Below are 18,895 nucleotides of genomic sequence, written 5' to 3' on the forward strand. Positions count from 1 at the left end.
CCTTCATAAACGAAACCGGGAATATGATGACAGGCATTGAGCAGGCGGGTCAGCAACATGGTTAGCAGGTTCAGAAGCGACAAGGGCAAAGCCGCTATTGTCGCCCCGGATCTCGATGCACTGGCGCGCTACGTCCCGGACCTTAAGGACTGGCCCGCTTCATGGCGCTTCGACAACGAGGACATCCCGCCTGGCCAGGCGATCGTAGAAGTGTTCACGCCTTTCCTGCAATACCTGCTCGCACAGGGATATGCGCGCAAGACGTTGTACCGCCACCGCGATAACCTCTGGATACTCGGCGGCCATCTCATTGAAGTCCGTTACGAAGACAAGCATGCAGCCGCGCTGGATGCCAATGCGCTCGTTCTCAGCCAGATCCATGAATACGGTGATCCCTTGATAACTCGGCATCTTAGTGAAGATGCCCAGAGCTCTTTCGACGCGACCTGCAAGAAGCTCTATCGCTTCCTTTGTCCCTCGTAAATCGCCTCAAACTACCCACAGATTCCCCCGACGAGCCTCAAATCGCCGACGGATGGCAAGCTAGCGGCGTAACCTGGATGGTCATATAGGGAAACAGCGGCAGCGACGACAGCAGCTCGTGCAATTCATCGTTGCTTTCGACATCGAAGATGCTGACGTTGGAATAGCGTCCCACCACGCGCCAAAGGTGCGGCCATTTGCCAGCCTGCTAAATTTCGATAGCACGCGCCTTCTCGGCTGTCTTGATGGCGTCGGCGCGGTCTGCCGGGAGGGAGTCTGGAATTTTCACGTCCATCTGAACGCAGTAAAGCATGGTGTCTCCTTGCCTGTTGAATGTAGGGCGGGCGAGGCCGGCCGCGTACCGGCGCGGCCCTGCTACTTGTGGTCTTTCCAGCGGATGGGCGCTCAGCCAGCGGTGTCGTTGCCGGCGACCGGCGCGGTACGGAATGGCTTGAGTTGGCCGATGAAGGTTTTGCCGTGCTCGAACCACGCCTTGCGGATGTCGGATGCCAAATAGCTGGAGTAGGCAGCTTCGTTCTCGAACCAGCATTCGCCGATGGCGTCGACGTGGCCGATGTCGAAGAATGGCACATGGGTGTCGGTTGGCTGCTCGGCGATGAGGCGGACTTCATACTTGTGCAGGCCCGGCACATTGTGCGACATCTCGTAGTGGCGCAGGCATTCCGCGCGGAAAGTTTCCACGGACATGCCTTTTGGCTTGACCAGCAGGTACAGCATGCGAATCATGTTGACTCCCCTTGGTTCTGAATTGGCTCGATTCTTGGTCCTGCGTTCATCAGGTATGTGCCCGCGCTGAGTCGGCCAGTTGCCCTACCTCATAGTTGTCGTCCTCTTCGCCGATGTTCTCGATGGCGATGCCGCGTGTCTCGGGCAGCAGCAGTATGCCGAACACTGCGAAGGCATAGGCCACCAGGCAGAATGCCCCCATGGCATTGGCCAGGCCGATTTGGGTGGACAAGACGCCGACGCCAACGACGGAGCCCGCGCCGACCGACTTGCCCACGTTGTAAGCGAAGCCCATGCAGGTTGTGCGCACATTGGTGGGAAACAGTTCGCTGAGGAAGGGCCCGAGGGCGGCGAACATGCCGATTGCCGAGAAGCCGACCAGGAAACCGAGGATGGCGGCGAGCGTGGTGTTCAGTGGCAGCAGCATATAGCTGACGGTGACGACCCACGCGCACATCGACAGCAGGATCAGCGTGGGGCGGCGCCCGATTCGATCGCAAAGATCGGCCGCCACCGCGAAGCCGCAGAACGAGCCGAATGCCATGATGAAGACAGTGACGATCATCGAGCTGGCAGCGACCCCCCGCTGGTTAATCAGCGACGGCAGCCAGACCAGGATGGCGTAGCAGCCGGCCTGTAGCCCAATCACCAGTACGCTCGACAGAATCAGTGAACGCCCGTATTTGCGGCTGAACACCGAGGCCAGCGAAGCACGCGGTGCGCGACTCTGCCGTGCGCGCTCGAATATGGGCGCGTCCTTGATATGGCGCCGAATGAACAGCACGATCGACGCCGGGATGATGCCGCTCCAGAACGCCACGCGCCATGCCATCTCCTGCGGAAGCCAGGCCAGCAGCAGCGTGGCCACGACGACCGCCAACGCCCAGCCCAGCGCGAAGCCCGATTGCACATAGCCCATGGCCTTGCCGCGGTGCTTGGGGTCGATCACTTCTGCCATCAGCGCCGCGCCGACCGCCCATTCACCGCCAAAGCCCAGGCCCTGCAGCGTGCGGGCGACCACGAGCTGGTTATACGTCTGGGCGAAGCCGGCGAGTACGCCGAACAGTGTGAACCAGATGATCGCCAGCACCAGGATGCGCGCGCGGCCGTAGCGGTCGCTGAGGATGCCGGCACCCCAGCCGCCGATGGCGGTAACGATCAGCGCCACGGTGCCGAGCACGCCGACTTCCGCCTTGGTCAGGCCCCACGCAAGCGTCAGGGCGGGCAGCAGAAAGCTGAACATCTGCATGTCGAAGGAATCCAGCGCCCAGCCCGAATAGCAAGCCCAAAACGTCTTCTTTTGCTGGGGTGTCCCAGTCTTGTACCAAGTTAGCATGGTTGTCTCCTGTTTCTGTCCGTCGTTCTCTATGATTCGCCGACGCTGGTGCGCGGGTAGGCGCCAGGCGCCGACTTTCGTGCCCCGTGCTAGGCGTACTCGGCTCTTACCATGGTGGTGAAGTCGAGTTCCACGTCGGTAACCGACTGGAGCGTCTGCGCAGGCATGTCGCCGATGATCTCGATGACCGAAACGCCAAGAGGACCGATGGCGAACGTGCCGAGTTCGGTGTACACGCGGCTCACACAGGCGACTCCTGTCAACGGATAGCTGCACTGGCGGCGCAGCTTGCTGGCCCCGTCCTTGGTCAGATGGTCCATCATGACGAACACGCGCTTGGCCCCAATGGCCAGATCCATCGCGCCGCCCACGGCGGGGATGGCATCAGGTGCCCCGGTATGCCAGTTGGCCAGGTCACCACGCTCCGATACCTGAAAGGCACCGAGCACGCAGATGTCTAGATGGCCGCCGCGCATCATGCCGAAGGCGTCGGCGTGGTGAAAAAACGCCGCGCCTTTCTCCAAGCGGATCGCCTCCTTGCCGGCGTTGATCAGGTCCCAGTCCTCCTGGCCTGGTTCCGCGGCCGACCACTGCCCAAGCACGCCGTTTTCGCTGTGCAGGACGACCTCGCGGTGCCGGGGCAGGTGGTTGGCCACCAGTGTGGGCAGGCCGATACCGAGGTTGACATAGGATCCGTTGGGAATGTCCCGCGCCACGCGCGCGGCCAGTAGGTGTCTTGCCACTTGGTCCATCGTTCTCACCCTGCCTGCATGACTTCAGCTTGTGCGACTGCGCCATCGCGCAGCACCACGCGGCTAACAAAAATCCCGGGCGTCACGACGTCCTCGGGGTCCAGTTCGCCCAGTTCGCAGACGCGAGCCACGGCCGCGATTGTCTGGCTTGCCGCCATCGCCATGACGGGCGCGAAGTTGCGCGCGGTCTTGTTGTAGATGAGGTTGCCCCAGCGGTCGGCCGCCGCGGCGTTGATCAGCGCGACGTCGACAGGGAGGGGATGCTCGAGCAGGTAGCCGCGACCGTCAATCTGGCGTGTCTCCTTGCCCTCAGCCAGCAGCGTGCCGTAACCGGTGGGGGTGTAGAAGGCGCCGATGCCGCTTCCGGCGGCGCGCAGGCGCTCGGCCAGCGTGCCTTGCGGCACGACTTCCAGCTCGATCTGCCCGGCGCGGTACAGTTCTTCAAATACGTACGCATCGCGTTGGCGCGGGAAGGAGCACACCAGCTTGCGCACGCGGCGGGTCTTGAGCAGCGCCGCCAGCCCGGTGTCGCCATTGCCGGCGTTGTTGCTGACCACGGTCAGTTCCCTGGCGCCCTGCTCGATCAGGGCGTCGATCAATTCGTCGGGCATGCCGGCGCCGCCGAATCCGCCGATCGCGATCGTGGCGCCGTCGGGGACGTCGTCCACGGCCTCGCGCGCCGTTCCATAGAGTTTGTCGATCATGTCTCGCTTCAATTGTTGTCTGGCGAATCTAGGTTGCCACGCGGTCCGAGGGCGCACAATTTCAGCTTTTGCAAGCGCCCTTAGCGCTGGGTTAAGGCGTGGGGCGAGCGCAGGCAAGTGTTTTCCATGAGGTGATGCGAATGGCGTCCGCAGCGCTCGTCGACTGCAGAACGGTAAAGCTGTGCGAGCGGTCGCCAGCGGATTAGCGGAAGGCAAGAAGGGAGGGGCGCGAAGATCCGCGTTCCGCGATCAGCCGCTGCGACCTGGCGCGTACCGGGCGATCAGCCGGTTGGCAAACTCGCGTGCAAAGCTGGACAGGCCATCCAGATCGCGTGCACAGACCTGGAAGGTGCGAACGGCCCAGTCATCACGCAGGTTGCAGGCGCCGATGCGCTGGTCGCCCTTGAGGCGCGCGAACGCGGCCTTGGGCATGATGGCGATGCCTGCGTTGGCGGCCACCATGCGGCAGATGGCATCGTAGCTGGCCACATGGACGCGAATGGTCATGGGCTTGTGCAACGCGCCGGCAGCGCGTGTCATGAATACCTGGAAGGCGCTGCCCTCGAGCAGCGCGACAAAGGCGTAGTCCAGCGACTGCTCGAACCACACGTCACCCTCTGCCAGCAAAGGATGGCCGAGCGGCGCCACCAGGATTAGCGCGCTCTTGACGAAGGGCACCGCCTGCAGGCCCGCGGTGGGCACATTGCCGGAGATGATGCCGAGGTCCGCGCCGCCTTCGCGCACCAGGCGGACGATGTCGTCGCTCAGGCGTTCGCGTACGTCGATGCGCACATCAGGGTGGGTGGCGAGGTAGTCGCCGATGACCGGGGGCAGGTACTCGGTGATGGCCGTGGTGTTGGCCACCAGTTTGAGCTGCCCGGAAAGGCCAGCCGTGAAAGGCTGGAGGTTCCCCGTGAGCCGCTCCAGCTCGGCAAGTACCACGCGGGCATGCAGCAGATAGACTTCGCCGGCGGCCGTCAGCGTCACACCCTGGGGCGAGCGCTCCAGCAGGCGGACCCCCAGCGTCTCTTCGAGGTTCTTGATGCGGTTGCTGACCGCCGGCACGGAAAGGAAGGAGCGCTCCGCACCGCGGGTCAGGCTGCGTGTTTCCGCCACGTTGACGAAGAGGCGGAAATCCGTGATGTCGAAGGGAACGGCCATGCTGCCCAGCCGCTACCAGGTTGCCGGCTCGAAGCGGAAGCCCTGGCTCTGGCGCCTGACGTAGCCGCAGTAAGTTTCGCCGAAATGCACTGGCAGGATCAGCGCCTCGCGGTCAGCGGCCTGGTTGAGGAAAGCCAGGCGTGTGGCGCGCGCCAGGTCGGGACGGATGCAGTAGCCCGAGTTCACGTCGGGGCGCACGATCTGCAGCGGGCTGTGCAGGATGTCGCCGCAGAAGATCGCTTCCTCGCCCTGGGAACGAACGCGGAAAACCACCTGGCCAGGGCTGTGGCCCGCTGCCGGCTCCACCTGCAGGCACCCGGCGACCTCCTGTCCGGGCACCATCATCTCGGCGAGGCCTTCGCTGACCACCGGCATCACGCTGTCGAAGAAGGACTCACCGAACACGTCCACCACGCCCGGCTCCTTGTTGCGGCCCTCGTCGCAAAAAACGAAGTCATTCTTGGGGATGTAGTAGCGCGCATTGGGGAAGGTCGGCACCCAGCGGTTATCCTGCCAGGTGGTATTCCAGCCGACGTGGTCCGCGTGCAGGTGCGTCATCACCACATGGGTGACCCTCTCCGGCGGAGCGCCGGCCGCGATCATCCATTCGCGCACAAGGGTGTTGAGCATGTTCATGCGCGCAATGCCGGCGCGCGGCTTGAAGTTGCCCACGCCGGTATCGACCACGATGATGCTGTCACCGGCGTGTACGACCCAGAACTGGATGGTCACAATCAGCTTGTTCATGTGCGGGATCCAGTGATGCGGCGCCATCAGGTCCGCATTCGCGTCGAGCACGGCACGGTCGATGTCGGGGAAGAGAAAGGCCGGATCGTGCGTTGGCCCCATGTACTCGAGAATGCGGGTGATCTTCAGGTCGCCGACGGTGCGCGATTGCATCATGTGCGTTGTCTCCTTGGTTCTTGTGGGCGGCTTTGGCAGGGGTCAAGCATCCGCGATCTCCATCGCCGCGCCAATTTCGCATTCCAAAAGAGGGCTTTCAGGCATCTTCATGCACGCGAACAGATGCCCGATAACGGCACGTGCGGTGCCTCCTTAGAAGATTGCTTTGGCGGGATGGTCAGAAGTTCGACAAGGAGGGACCCGATGGATGCGTACCGCTTCGCTGCGTCCTCGCATTCATACCGTCGGACGCGTGCGGACATTCGTCGGAGTATGGATCGCAACGTTTCCGATGTCCAAGACCCAGATTGTCTCAACCCATACCTGGAGGGTATGGCGCGAACAGGCCACCGCCCAGATCGTCGACCGCTCCCCAACCCTCGCTTTGACGGTCGCGCCGGCGCGCGCAATCTCGGAGTCCAGCAAGTCGATGATGCCGACAACGCCGCGCGGCTCCCCCCATTCGCACGGCAGCCAGTGAGCTCCAGCGGCAGGAAGCCGGCGCGTTCGTCCGATCCGCGATAGTGCGGCAGCTGATACCCCAACGCTAAGGCAGGCTTCCCATAACGGCCACGCCATGCTGGCGGCGAGCTAACAGGGGAGGTTTCCCGCTTGCTCAACGTTGCGAGTGACTCGCTATCCGCGACGGCGGCGAGATGATCGAGCTACACCACATCGAGAATGCGTCACGAGGCTTCCTTGCTTTATCGCGGAGGCCCTGGCCGGTCGCGCCGCGGCCGCTTGATGACGAGGCCTTTGCTAGTTGGCTTGGGCGTTTGGCAGCAAGGCACCGAATCAGCGTCGCACAGCTGTGGATGAATGGGCACCCTGGAGAGATTTCCGACCTCACTTGCGCCGGCTGGCTTCTCTTTCCTCCGGTTGATGAGCTGGTGCTTTCGCGTCTCGCAGCCCTGACCCATGTGGGCGTCGCTTCGAGTGCCTTGTCGTGAATCCACTTGATATCTTCTCGCCCCGCTGGAAACGAGAATGGCTAGACCCGTCGGCGACCTTTTGTGAGCTTCACGATCGCCGTCTCGAGACTTTTCCGGCTTGCGCGCCATTGGCGCTTTGTAGTGCTGAACGCGCGCGGCGCGGATTCGGATACTGTCTCAAATGACTTTCGCCCCTGCCGCTAGCGACATTGGTGCGCTGGCCTTCGATAATGCCCGCAGCCTCAAGCCGCTTTGGTATGGGCGTCTGTGTGTCGGAGTCTAGGGCGTCCGCTAGACTCCGACACTGTTAAGGCACCGCAGGCATTCCCAGCAAAACAGCAACTTACCGACTAGGTTGAAGCCCTGTTCAGTGTCCTGCTGCCTCCACTGCACCGATACCGGTCTCCGAGCGCAACTGCTGGGCTTCAAAGCCAGCCTGATCCAGGAGCGCGCGCTTCGACTTGTCGGTAATCGAGAAGAGCCAGATCCCGAGAAAGCCGGCTGTCATCGAAAACAATGCCGGGGACGTGTAGGGGAATGGCGCGTCCTTGAAGTGGAACACATCGACCCAGACCGCCTGCGACAGGATGGTGAGGACCACCGCAGTCAGCAATCCCAGGAAGCCGCCCACGGTCGCGCCCCGGGTGGTGCAGCCCTTCCACAGCACCGACATGAACAGCACCGGGAAGTTGGCCGACGCCGCCACGGCGAAGGCGAGCGACACCATGAACGCGATGTTCTGCTTCTCGAAGACAATGCCGAGGACCACCGCGACCAGGCCAAGGATCACGGTCGTGATTCGCGATACCCGCAGTTCAACGGTACTGCTGGCCTTGCCCTTCTTGAATACCGTTGCATAGAGATCGTGCGAGACGGCAGATGCGCCGGCAAGGGTGAGACCGGCCACGACGGCCAGAATCGTCGCAAATGCCACGGCGGAGATGAATCCGAGGAACACGTTTCCGCCGACTGCGCTGGCAAGGTGTACGGCCGCCATATTCACGCCGCCTTGCAGCTTGCCGCTGGCATCCTGGAAGCTCGGATTCGTTCCGACCAGCACGATCGCACCAAAGCCGATGATGAAGGTCAGGATATAGAAGTAGCCGATCCAGGTGGTCGCCCAGAACACCGACTTGCGCGCCTCCTTGGCGTTGGGCACGGTGAAGAATCGCATCAGGATGTGCGGCAGGCCCGCCGTGCCGAACATCAGCGCAATGCCAAACGAGATTGCCGAGATCGGATCCTTGATGAAATTGCCCGGCCCCATGATCGAGTCCTGCTTGGCGTGGACTTCGACGGCTTTTGCAAACAAGGCCTCGGGGCTGAAGTGGAACTGCGCCAGCACCATGAAGGCCATGAACGAAGCGCCGCCGAGCAGCAGGCAGGCCTTGATGATCTGTACCCACGTTGTTGCCGTCATGCCGCCGAACAGGACGTACACCATCATGAGCCCACCCACGATGACCACGGCGATCCAGTATTCCAGCCCGAACAGCAGCTTGATCAGCTGCCCGGCGCCGACCATCTGCGCGATCAGGTAGAAAGCCACCACCACCAGCGTGCCCGACGCCGCGAATGCACGGACCGGCCCCTGCTTGAAGCGATACGCCGCCACGTCGGCGAAGGTGAACCGGCCAAGGTTGCGCAGCCGCTCCGCCATCAGGAAGGTGATGACCGGCCAGCCGACAAGGAAGCCAATGGAATAGATCAGGCCGTCATAGCCGTTGGCGTAGACCGCAGCTGAAATGCCGAGGAAAGACGCCGCCGACATGAAATCGCCGGCGATCGCCAGGCCGTTCTGGAAGCCGGTGATTCCGCCCCCGCCCGTATAGAACGCCGCGGCGGATTTTGTCTTCGATGCCGCCCACTTGGTGATGTACAGCGTGCCGATGACGAACAGCACGAACATCCCGATTGCTGTCCAGTTGGTCGGCTGCCGCACCGCCTGCCCAAGTTCGCCACCGGCCGCAAGCGCGACCGTCGGCAGCAGCAGCGCCCCGCAGGCAAGGATTGCGTGACTGGCTTTCATGCCACCTCCCGCTTGATCCGCTCTGTCAATTCATCGTAGGCGCCGTTGGCATGGCGCACGTAAAACCCGGTGATGGCAACGGTAAATACGATCACGAACAGGCCGATAGGCATGCCCCACGTCATCACGCCATTTCCCATCTTCGCGGCGAGAAGTTCCTTGTCGAAGGCAATGAGCAGCACGTAGCCGTAATAGATGACGAGCATGGCGGCGGTCAACGTCCATCCGAGCCTTGTGCGCCTGCGGACCAACTCGCGATACCGGGGATTTGTCTTCAGTCTCCTGACCAGATCTTCATTCATTTCTGTCTCCTGCCGTTTGTGTTTCGCATTGCCTGATGCAGCCGATGCTGCGTCGGACGCATGAGCCAGCGCTGGCGTGCCGGTCTGACAGGCCTAAGCGCAGCGGCGTCCGAAGTCCGTGGTACATAAATTAACGGGTGCCCCTTACCTGCTTCTTACACGGGGCACCGAATTTCTCCCCGGGTAAACACGTAGCCGATACACGTGGGCTACTGAAAAGTCACAGGCCGCTGCAGGTTGCCCATGGAGTGTCAGAGTCGATACGGCCGTGCAGCGCCCAACGTTCTGGAACGTGAGTTCGAGCGAGGCGCCGGAGCCGGAACGGGATACGGACGTGACCGAGCCAAAAGCTGTAACGGTCCCCGGTGCTTGACCAATAAGCGGGCCTAGATCGTCGGCTACGAGACATCCAAGCCTCGGGCGAGGTGGCCGAGGCGATCCGGGTACGGATGCGGAGCCCGGAGTGAAGGCCGTCTTGCTACCGCCGGTGTGATTGGCGACAACATCGCGGAATGCAAGTGATGCGGATTGTCGAGCGTCACCGCGATGATCTGCAGCGACTCCTCGATCTCATCACGCTCGCCCCGGCCGCCCAGGCAGACACGAATCGCATCGGGCGGGTTGCGGTCGATCGAGAAGGCGGCGGCCGACACCGCGCGAGGCCGCGCGAGCCCAGGTGCAGTGCTAACTCCGACGGGCTCCATGCTGAAGCCGTAGGGATCGGCAGCCACAGGTGAAAGCCTTCCGGGTCCGCGTCATAGGCCAGGCCCTCGAGCACATGGCGCGCAATCAACTGCCGCGCCGCGCTTTCGGCGCGGATGGCCTTGAGCATGTCGTCTACCGTTCCATGATGTAGCGAGCAGTGTGTTGATGGGGCTCGCCACCCCCAGGGTGCCAGCCAGGCGCTGTGCCTGCCGGGCGGTGGGGGCGTGCAGGAACGCTATGCGCAACCCAGCGCGCAGGCATTTGGACAAGCCGGTGACGTAATACGGGGTCTCCCGCACTTTGTGTGACGGCCGCGTCCAGGGCTTGATTTCGGGCCGATCCGCCCCTACGTTGATCGTTACCACGAGCCAAGTTCTCGGTGGGATCGACCGTATTCTCGCACGTGTGGGTAAGCGCTTCGTCTCCAGCGACGCGCGAGGGGATACCATCACTGTCGAAGCCTGCAGTACGGTTCGTGCGGCCCCTTGTCCTGCCTGCCGTCATTGGAGTAACCGACTCCACGGCCGCTATGTGCGCCGGCTGGAAGAACGTCCGATGCTCGAGCAGCGGGTCGTTATCGCCGTTGAGGTGCGGCGCTTCAAGTGTACGAACGCCAATTGCTCCCTTCGTACGTGCCGAGAACCTCCATGCACTGGCCGGTCGGCATCAACGTCGTACGCGATCGCAGGCTCGGGCGTTGCACGCGCTGGGCCACGCCCTCGGTGGTGAGGCGGCAGCCCGGCTTGCTAACGCCTTTGGCTTGCGCACCAGTGCCGATACCGTGCTGCGGGAGTTGCGCAGAGCTTCTGGGCGCAAGCGCAAACCACGACCGCGGGTCGTCGGCATCGACGACTGGGCGATCGCGCGCGGTCACCAGTACGGAACGATCATTGTCGACCTGGAGCGACGTGAGCCGATCGCAGTGTTTGCCGGCAGAGAAGCAACTGCGGTGACCGCGTGGATGCGTGCACACCGATCGATCGAGATCGTCGCCAGGGATCGGGCCGGGGCCTACTCCGAGGCGGTCGACATTGCGCTGCCCGCAGCCAGGCAAGTCTCCGATCGCTGGCATCTGCTGTGCAACCTGCGCGACAACGTCGAGAGGCTGCTGTGCCGACTCGGGCCGCGACTGTTGCAGATCGTTAATCGTAGAGCGCAGAGATTGTGCCACCGGCCCGCCCTCGATATCTCGGGCCTGTCGGCAATGGCGGTGGCATTTTTGCTTTCACTCCGAACGAAGGCAAAAGTGCCATTTCGCACACAGTGCGCCTGAAATTTGCTACTTCAAATCCTAGACTTCGAGACCTGTCCCTAAGGTCTTGATCTGATGGAAAATTTTCCGAAGATTTCGGGGCCGGTCGCGCTTGTCCGACCGCCCGGCGCGCATCGGTTGGAGGCCTTCAGCCCGAAGCTGGGGCGACGGTTGACCTTCTATCGGCGGGCACTGCTTGACTTGTGGCTGCTCCTCGAGGCAGACCCAAGCGTGATCGCCTTTTGCGAGCGACCTGGCTACGTCCACCGCGGTGGAATCACGCGGCTTGCCGACTTCTGGGTGCAATACAGCGACCGACAAGAACTGATCCTTCTTGCTGATGGCGGTATGGAAACGAGGGCAGAGCCGGCGGAGCAGGAACTGGACGGGGCATCGTTCCCAATCCGCAGTATGTCTTCGGCCGACTTAGCAGCCGCGCGCATTTGGATCGGCAACTGGCAACGAATGCTGCCGTGCATCGTGGCCAATCGCCGTCTAGTCCCCTGGTCACTTTCCCGAGAAGTCGAACGCCTCGTGAAATACCCACAGCAGCTGGAGACCCTCGAGCGTAAGTGTTCGAACGCCGATACGGTCTTGTTCCGGGCAGCACTGTTTGGCCTATTACATGCCGGCCGTGTCGCAGCGCCCGATCTGCGCACCGAGCCACTTTCCTTACGCACGTCGTTCGCGGTAGTTGACACAAACTCATGAACCGACGCAAACCGGAGTTGCAAGCTCTGGACCTAGCGTCATGGCCAGAGGTCGCCTATACGGAGCTAGATTCAGTGCAGCGGCTGGCGTTTGAAAAACGTAGACAGGCAATCGTGCGCTACGCCGCGGGTGAATCGCTTAGACAGATCGAGCAATCCACGGGAGTGAATCGGCGCGACCTGTATCGATGGCTTGAACGAGCCATGGTTCCTCATTCGGATGGCCGGCCATACGGCTTCCGCGCCCTGGGTCGCTATACCCGGATTGCAGAGTATGCCCGAGTCAGTGCCGTAAGAATTGGTGGAGAGCGCGGCAATTCCGGCGGTGCCGGTGCACTGTCCCATCTCTTCGAGTGCTATCCGTCGCTCAGCACCTGGCTGCGCTTGCAGATCAAGCAGCGTCGGGTCCTGCTCGAGCAAATCAATACTGACGGCCGGCTGCGCACACGTCTACGCGGACTGCAGGCTCTTCATGACGAGTTTCTGCGGCAGTGTTGGATGGTGGGTCTGAAGGGAACGGACTACCCGTTCAATACGACAGGGCGTGCGATCCGCTCCTTGTCGGGGCTTCTGAAGGCGGAAATATTGCGCAGCTTCGGCCTGGCGGCGCGTTCGGCGGGTGCTTCGCACCTGAAGGGGCTTCCCCACCGAGAGGGAAGCGACGGCTGTCCAGCGGCGATACATCCTTATCAGATCGTCGAGTTCGATGGTCATCGACTTGATCTTCGGCTGAAACTGGTCGTTCGCGACCCGCTTGGCTTTGAGCACGAGTTCGAGATTGAACGGGTGTGGTTGTTGGTGATCATTGACGTTTGCACGCGGGCTGTGCTGGGCTATCACCTCGTGCTGGCTCGAGAATACAGCCGTTACGACGTGATCAAGACCATCGAAAAGGCTTTGGAGCCCCATCGTCCCCGCGTCTTCTCCATCGATGGGCTTGGTTACGAGGCGAATGGAGGCCTTCCGTCACAGAGGTGGCCAGAGCTCTCGTACGTTACCTGGGAATGGATGAAGCTCGACAACGCCAAGGCGAACCTGGCTAACGAAACGCTGAAGGCACTCTGTGAATTCATCGGTTGTCTCGTCGATGCCGGTCCCCGGTACTGCCCGGATGAACGTCCATACATCGAACGCTTCTTCGGCACGCTGGCGCAGCGACTGTCTTCGCGACTACCGGGTTACACGGGTTCGCACCCGCGCGATTTGCGACGTGCGCTTGCCGATCCAAAGGGAAAGCTTCGTCTCTATGTGTCGCTCGACGAGTTGGAAGAGTTGGTTGAGTATGCCATCACGACCTACAACGGTACGCCGCATGCCGGTTTGAACAACGCGACCCCACTCGAAGCGATCGATTATTACGTGAGTACTCGACCCACAGTGCTGATGCGGCTTGCCGAACATCATCGTCGCACGCTGTGCTTGATGCAGTCAGCCCGTCGTTGTCGCGTGCGTGCCTATCTTGAGCAAGGCGTACGTCCGCACATCAACCTGTATGGCGTGCGCTACACGAGCAATGTGCTGGCAAGAAGCACGCGGCTGAGCGGCAAGCAGATACTCGTCTACCTGAATGCCGACGATCTGCGATCCGTCCGAGCTTTTCTCACCGATGGCACAGAACTCGGTGTCCTGGATGCCCAAGGCGCCTGGGGTGTGGTGCCGCACAACCTGAAGCTGCGCCAGGAGGTGAGAAAGCTGCGGGATCGGCGTCGAAGCCAACCGGGCGACTCAAATCCGATAGAGGCCTATGTGCAGGCCAAGCTGGCGCAGGCAAGGACGAGTAGGAAAGCCGCGACGGAGTATGCGCGGACCGTGCGGCTGCTTGCCAGTGCACCGACAACGCGTACGCCAGCCGAGGCCATGCCAACCGGGCGGAGCGTCGCCTTCGCAGTGGTGTCTGCTGCGGCAGCGGCAGACGATGTCTCGACTTTGCCCCAATCGCCGGCCCAGCCGCGCAAACTCGCCATCGGGACTGGCCAAGTTTTCTAACACCGTTGTTCACATTGCGAGGGAAGCCATGACACCTCAGACGCAGCGTCCGATCGATCCCTTACTTCATCCGCTGGTGACCGGCAATTATCGTATCGCCACGCCGGCGATTGAGGCCTTCTATGAGTTGGTTGAGCGATGTCTGCGCTACCGGGTCATGGGAGCACTGATCTCTGGCCCGTCCCGTATCGGCAAGACACGGGCGATCGAGTACGTGCGGTTGCTGCTGGCGCGCAATCATCCGAAGATGACGAGCTACCACGCCCAATGCGAACACAAACCGCGGCATGCCGAAGGACCGTTCTTTGCGAACTTGCTCGAGGCCGTCGGAGATCCGGATCCGAACGCAGGTTCCAATCCGGCAAAGCGTATGCGTCTGGCCCTGCGGATTCGCGAGGCAGCCGCTAGAGCGGGGAGCGGCACAGTGCTGCTATTTTGTGACGAGGCTCAGCGGTACAACGACAATGAGTACGAGTGGCTTCGTGATGTCCACGATTTTCTCGATCGACAGCAGATCAAGCTGTTTACCTTTCTCGTCGGCCAGCAGGAGCTGCTTGCTCAGAAGACCGCCTTGCAGGTTGCGGGGAGGACGCAGATTGTCGCGCGCCTGATGGTGGAGGAGCTCTCCTTCCATGGTGTGCGCAATGCGGAGGACGTGGCGACATGTTTGAATGGATACGATCAGACGGCATATCCGGAGGGCAGCCAATGGAGTTTTACGCGGTTCTATGTTCCCCAGGCTTTTGACGCCGGCTACCGGCTGGTCAGCGACGCAGGCGCACTCTGGCAGGCATTCGAGATCGCGCACCACAAGGCAAATCTGCCAGGGCAGCTCGAGATCCCAATGGAGTCCTTCGCGCGGGCGGTCGAGATCGTCCTCAAGGATAGCGAACAGAGCGACGATCCGGGCTATCGTCCTGCCCCTTCCTTGTGGGCCCATGCGGTACGGCATTCCGGCTACGTCCAGTCACGCCATGCCACCGGACGCGTGCTCGTCGCCGCCTAGCGAAATGTTGCTCAGCCCGCCGAGATTTCCGATTCTCATGCTGGACGAAGCCAAGCTGACGCCGGCGCTGGGTTACCTGTTCCACAGGAAGTGGCTCGACCCATACGAGTCGCTCGTTTCGATACTATGGAAGTTCGAGAAGGCGAACGGGCTGTCCGGAAGTGTGGTTGCGCACCTGATGGGACCGGACGTCGACCCCTACGAGGGTTTAGTACCGGAGTTAGGTGCCGTCGACATCGATCGATTGCATGGCGCGCTTGGGCTGCCGAAGACAACGTTGCGTGACGCGCTGCTCGCGCCGACCGAGCGGCGGCGCTTCTGCGCGACGTTTCGTCACTGCCGTCGCTGCATAGCGCATGGCTATCACAGTGTGGTGCATCAGGTCGACACCGTCTATCGGTGTCCAGCGCACCATGACATGCTCGAATCGGCATGCCGAAAATGCGGGTATGGAGCGCCGTATCGCGTGAACGTGCAGCTTCTCGAAACTCCATACCGCTGCTCGCAGTGCCGTGAAAGCTATGGCGGGCATGGATGGAGGCCGACCGAGGCCCGCCCAATGCGGGCAGGGTACTGCAGGGCGCTGGCGCGGAAATATGTTGGGTGCGCGTTGGGGTTGTGATCGCGTAGCATCCGCTTCGACGCCTCGCTTACGCGAACTTGATGGAAGGCGGTCGGTGGCCTGTGAGTACGGCAGCCGGTGGCACTTTCACTTCGCTTCGTCCAAGCTATTGACCCGTAAAGAAAAGTTCCCCGTACCGTGCCCTTGACAGGTAGTGGTGGCACTTTTGCTTGCGAAGCGGTGGCGCTCTTGCTTCGGTATACGTCTACGAGAAGTTCGCCGACGTGGGGCACCACATCGGCAACTCGCTCAACCGCTTCGCCGGACGCCCCGAAGTCGAGATGCGCGACCGAATCGCTCAGGGTTTCCAGGACCAGCTCGGCGTCGACCAGGATGTCGCTCAACTGGCCGCGCATGTCGTCGCGGATCTCCGACGTGCGGAGCGTGGCGACAGTCGCTACGTCGGACCTATTGTCGCCGTACGTCAGGATCTTGTCGTGCAGAAGATCGATGACGTGTCGGGCATCCTGCACCAGGCCGTGGCGTTGCGTGAGATGCCGAAACTCGGCCAAGCGGTCGAGATTCGCTATCGCGACGGCTCCGCTGTTGTGATGGCCGCTACCAACAATGCCGCGCTGCCTGCGCCGGCACCGACCGACTCGCCCGCGGTCCGTAGTGCCAAGGAAAGGCTGCGCGCGGAGAGCGGGGCTGCAATTCCCGACGACTACAGCGCCTTCGAGACGCTTCCGAAGTCGACCAGGCTACGTATGTAACAAAACTCGACCCTTGCACTAACTCTCAACACCATGAGCGATTTCAAATGTATTTCCGACGAGTATCAGAACCTGCAGGCAGAGGAAGCCCGCGCAAAGAAGGATGCTGCCGAGCGCGCGGTTCAGGATGCCCAGCAACGCGTCCTCCGTACGCGCAAGGCGTTTGAGGAGGTCGGTGTTTACCGGTACATGGAGGAGCAAGCAGAGGCTATGAAGCAAGAAGGGTTTGCATGCCGCTATTACCGTGACATCGTTGAGGATCGCGCGATGGCATCGATCACCTTCGTTGCGATGAAGGGCGAAGCCATTGAAGATCGCAGCAAGTTCGGGCCTGGTTTCGCTGGCGATTTGAACACCCATTCCCTGCAGATCGAGTCAACCGGCGATGAAGTTCGTTTCAGGAGGTATAGCTGCTACAGGAGTGGTACTGTGTCTGATTCCAAGGCTCTGAGCGACCTGGCGCTTGAGGACGTTCAAAAGCAGTTTGAGCATTTCGTGCGTGAGGCGTTCATCGACCGAACGGTCCATAACGACAAGGCAGCTGACCAGCCCGTTAACTCGCCGCGAAATCGCGGCTGATTTCATTCTCCCTCGGGCCTGTGACTACGTCGGAAGTGCCAGGCTCGTTTGACAGCTCGGCGACGGGACGTGACCTGTCTCCGCAACGCGTGGGTCTTACTCGCCAAGTTTTCCTTGGCAACGTCTAGCTGCGTACGAATTGCGGCAATCTCAACAGTGGAAGACTGCAACTCTGCGTCGCGCTGGGCTCGCGCCTGGGCGAGATCCTCCTGCAGTTGCTCTGTCTTGGCCCAGCAGGCGATTGCGGTGTCCCTCGGCGGCCTCCTTCGCAGCGAGGAGATGTCACAGCGGCTTAGCGCCTCTGCCACCCGCTTTTTCTGCGCCTTCAACTGTCAGTTACGTGCTGTACCAATATCACCACTGCCACGTCACGCAGCCGCTGCTGTGCGAGCAGTTGCGGGACGTCACCCATATCGGTAACGAGCACTTCGCCTGGTTTCAAAAGCACGAACGAGGGAGGGTGCGGACACGCGTTTACGCGTGCGATGGCAAAGGCTTTGTCCAAGCGCTGTGACCCATTAGTCTCAGGCCGAGACAAATTCGTGTCGGCACTGAAGACCAATCCCACCGTTGCCGGGCTCGGGTAAATCCCCAGGCGCGCGCGGATTGACGTGTGGAACACCTAAGCACAATAATTTACTCAACGGAACAGTGTTCCACATACAGGAACAAAATACGATTGACAAATCACCGTTCCGAGCCTGAATTGCGTTGAAACAACTTCAGTGCTTCGTCACAGCGCAAAACGGATATCGGTCGGAAGTCAAATTAGAGACAGGGAATGTCACTCGTATCAAAGTCGGGCGGCAGTATTCCAACCTCGACACCAGACTTCGCGCGCAACGCTGCTACAACTGGAAACAAGCGTTGCCGGCAGTAAGGATCACTGCACGGTACACATCACCCACGTTTTCGAACAAATTGGAGTCGCACATGAACCGCCGCCATGTCCTCGTTGCCGGACTACTCGCATCTGCGTCGCATCTGGTCGGGATGTCCTATGCGCAAGACACGTTTCCAGCGAAGCCGATTCGGATAGTTGTACCGTTTGTTCCCGGCAGTGCGCCAGATGTCTTCGCGCGAGTGCTTGCGGACAAGATGGCGGCCATAGTAGGGAAGCCAGTGATCGTCGAGAACAAGCCCGGAGCAAGCGGCATCATTGGAACAGAGTTGGTGGCGCACGCGTCTGCTGATGGATACACACTTCTCGTCGCATCACCCTCGACGACGATTTTGGCAGCCTCAAACCGAAAGCTGAACTTCAACCCCGTCAAGGACCTGCAGCCTGTCGCGATGGGCGTCTACATGTCTCCGGTGCTCGTGACAAGCGGTATGTCACAGATTTCCGACGTGAAGACATTGATTGCCATGGCGAAGGCTCGGCCTGGCAAGCTGATCTTCGGGTCCGGTGGTGTTGGGAACTCGCAGCATCTAGCGGCAGAGATGCTTAAGCAAATGGCGGGTATTGACATGCTGCATGTCCCATTTCATGGGACCCCATTGATCATGCCTAGCCTCATTCGTGGAGAGGTCGATTTCACTTTTGTCGATGCGAGCGCACTGCCGCTAATTAAATCGGGAAAAATCCGTGCAATTGCCGTCGGCTCCTCTACCCGAAGCAAGGCTATCCCTGACGTTCCAACCGTGGCGGAAGCTGGCGTTTCTGGATTCAACTATCAAAGCTGGTTCGGAATTTTGACCCCCACGGCAGCTCCCTCATCGGTTGTCACGCTGCTGAATCGAGCAATTAACCAAGCGCTGCTCGACCCCGTAGTCCGAGTGAGGCTGTCGGAAGCCGGAATGGAGGTGACACCCGGTACCCCGGAGGCTATGGCAGCCTTCATGGCCGAAGATACCAAACGTTGGGCGAATGTGATTCAAACGGCGAAAATCAAGTTCGACTGACCAACCTCGGAGTCTAAAAGAAGGCACCCCTCCACGAGCTAGGGCGTGTTCACACTATCTGAGCCCGT

General features: G+C 61.1%; 20 protein-coding genes and 1 pseudogene. 11 read left to right on the forward strand and 10 right to left on the reverse strand.

Annotated features, from left to right (window positions below; genetic code table 11):
* Positions 1–57: 57 nt before the first annotated feature.
* Complete coding sequence (locus CF68_RS27045) at positions 58–483, forward strand: hypothetical protein (protein WP_035824922.1); 426 nt, start codon at positions 58–60, stop codon at positions 481–483.
* A gap of 37 nt (positions 484–520) precedes the next feature.
* Here CF68_RS27045 and catC read toward each other — a convergent pair.
* From catC to CF68_RS27080, 7 genes and pseudogenes are all read right to left on the reverse strand, one after another.
* Positions 521–796: pseudogene (gene catC / locus CF68_RS27050) on the reverse strand (muconolactone Delta-isomerase).
* 92 nt (positions 797–888) lie between these two features.
* On the reverse strand, positions 889–1,221 hold the full coding sequence (locus CF68_RS27055; RefSeq protein ID WP_235205894.1) for a 4-methylmuconolactone methylisomerase: 333 nt from the start codon (positions 1,219–1,221) through the stop codon (positions 889–891).
* A 58-nt stretch (positions 1,222–1,279) separates the two neighbouring features.
* Entirely contained in the window at positions 1,280–2,566 is a 1,287-nt protein-coding gene (locus tag CF68_RS27060) for an MFS transporter (protein WP_035824925.1), read from the reverse strand.
* Between the two features lie 89 nt (positions 2,567–2,655).
* Positions 2,656–3,318 carry a 3-oxoacid CoA-transferase subunit B gene (locus tag CF68_RS27065; RefSeq protein WP_035824927.1) on the reverse strand — a complete coding sequence of 221 codons (663 nt, stop codon included), beginning with the start codon at positions 3,316–3,318 and terminating at the stop codon, positions 2,656–2,658.
* 5 nt (positions 3,319–3,323) lie between these two features.
* Entirely contained in the window at positions 3,324–4,022 is a 699-nt protein-coding gene (locus CF68_RS27070; RefSeq protein WP_035824974.1) for a 3-oxoacid CoA-transferase subunit A, read from the reverse strand.
* Between the two features lie 249 nt (positions 4,023–4,271).
* Complete coding sequence (locus CF68_RS27075; RefSeq protein WP_035824929.1) at positions 4,272–5,183, reverse strand: LysR substrate-binding domain-containing protein; 912 nt, start codon at positions 5,181–5,183, stop codon at positions 4,272–4,274.
* Between the two features lie 12 nt (positions 5,184–5,195).
* A complete protein-coding gene (locus CF68_RS27080) occupies positions 5,196–6,086 on the reverse strand; it encodes an MBL fold metallo-hydrolase (protein WP_035824931.1) in 891 nt (296 codons plus the stop codon).
* 292 nt (positions 6,087–6,378) lie between these two features.
* On the opposite strand from CF68_RS27080, the gene CF68_RS27085 reads away from it, so the two are divergent.
* Both CF68_RS27085 and CF68_RS39220 read left to right on the forward strand, forming a co-directional pair.
* A complete protein-coding gene (locus CF68_RS27085; RefSeq protein WP_035824934.1) occupies positions 6,379–6,567 on the forward strand; it encodes a hypothetical protein in 189 nt (62 codons plus the stop codon).
* Positions 6,568–6,742: 175 nt separating this feature from the next.
* Complete coding sequence (locus CF68_RS39220) at positions 6,743–7,036, forward strand: TniQ family protein (RefSeq protein WP_369798912.1); 294 nt, start codon at positions 6,743–6,745, stop codon at positions 7,034–7,036.
* Between the two features lie 349 nt (positions 7,037–7,385).
* On the opposite strand, the gene CF68_RS27090 is transcribed toward CF68_RS39220, so the two are convergent.
* The 3 genes from CF68_RS27090 to CF68_RS38705 all read right to left on the reverse strand — a co-directional run bounded on the left by CF68_RS27090 (position 7,386) and on the right by CF68_RS38705 (position 10,080).
* Positions 7,386–9,047 (reverse strand): cation acetate symporter, encoded by a 1,662-nt coding sequence (locus CF68_RS27090; RefSeq protein WP_035824937.1) that lies wholly within the window; start codon positions 9,045–9,047, stop codon positions 7,386–7,388.
* Positions 9,044–9,349, reverse strand: a complete 306-nt coding sequence (locus tag CF68_RS27095; RefSeq protein ID WP_035824939.1) for a DUF485 domain-containing protein — start codon at positions 9,347–9,349, stop codon at positions 9,044–9,046. Before CF68_RS27095 ends, CF68_RS27090 begins: the two co-directional genes overlap by 4 nt.
* A 398-nt stretch (positions 9,350–9,747) precedes the next feature.
* Positions 9,748–10,080, reverse strand: a complete 333-nt coding sequence (locus CF68_RS38705; RefSeq protein WP_235205895.1) for a hypothetical protein — start codon at positions 10,078–10,080, stop codon at positions 9,748–9,750.
* A gap of 671 nt (positions 10,081–10,751) precedes the next feature.
* Between CF68_RS38705 and CF68_RS38710 the strand changes: the two genes are divergently transcribed.
* The 8 genes from CF68_RS38710 to CF68_RS27140 all read left to right on the forward strand — a co-directional run bounded on the left by CF68_RS38710 (position 10,752) and on the right by CF68_RS27140 (position 18,827).
* Complete coding sequence (locus CF68_RS38710) at positions 10,752–11,327, forward strand: transposase (RefSeq protein WP_051591702.1); 576 nt, start codon at positions 10,752–10,754, stop codon at positions 11,325–11,327.
* A gap of 54 nt (positions 11,328–11,381) precedes the next feature.
* A complete protein-coding gene (locus CF68_RS27110) occupies positions 11,382–12,017 on the forward strand; it encodes a hypothetical protein (RefSeq protein ID WP_035824943.1) in 636 nt (211 codons plus the stop codon).
* Positions 12,014–14,002: a DDE-type integrase/transposase/recombinase gene (locus tag CF68_RS27115; protein WP_035824945.1), complete on the forward strand. Its 1,989-nt coding sequence runs from the start codon at positions 12,014–12,016 to the stop codon at positions 14,000–14,002. The genes CF68_RS27110 and CF68_RS27115 overlap by 4 nt, the downstream gene beginning before the upstream one ends.
* Positions 14,003–14,030: 28 nt before the next feature.
* Positions 14,031–15,008 (forward strand): ATP-binding protein, encoded by a 978-nt coding sequence (locus CF68_RS27120; protein ID WP_035824947.1) that lies wholly within the window; start codon positions 14,031–14,033, stop codon positions 15,006–15,008.
* Positions 14,977–15,630 carry a hypothetical protein gene (locus CF68_RS27125; protein WP_369798913.1) on the forward strand — a complete coding sequence of 218 codons (654 nt, stop codon included), beginning with the start codon at positions 14,977–14,979 and terminating at the stop codon, positions 15,628–15,630. The genes CF68_RS27120 and CF68_RS27125 overlap by 32 nt, the downstream gene beginning before the upstream one ends.
* 224 nt (positions 15,631–15,854) lie before the next feature.
* Entirely contained in the window at positions 15,855–16,343 is a 489-nt protein-coding gene (locus CF68_RS27130) for a hypothetical protein (RefSeq protein ID WP_152548557.1), read from the forward strand.
* A gap of 33 nt (positions 16,344–16,376) precedes the next feature.
* Positions 16,377–16,922: a hypothetical protein gene (locus tag CF68_RS27135; RefSeq protein ID WP_035824953.1), complete on the forward strand. Its 546-nt coding sequence runs from the start codon at positions 16,377–16,379 to the stop codon at positions 16,920–16,922.
* A gap of 933 nt (positions 16,923–17,855) precedes the next feature.
* The gene (locus tag CF68_RS27140; protein WP_035824956.1) at positions 17,856–18,827 is read left to right on the forward strand and encodes a tripartite tricarboxylate transporter substrate binding protein; all 972 of its coding nucleotides are present in this window, start codon (positions 17,856–17,858) and stop codon (positions 18,825–18,827) included.
* Positions 18,828–18,895: the final 68 nt, after the last annotated feature.

This window comes from Cupriavidus sp. SK-4 (assembly GCF_000611125.1).
Taxonomy (GTDB): domain Bacteria; phylum Pseudomonadota; class Gammaproteobacteria; order Burkholderiales; family Burkholderiaceae; genus Cupriavidus; species Cupriavidus necator.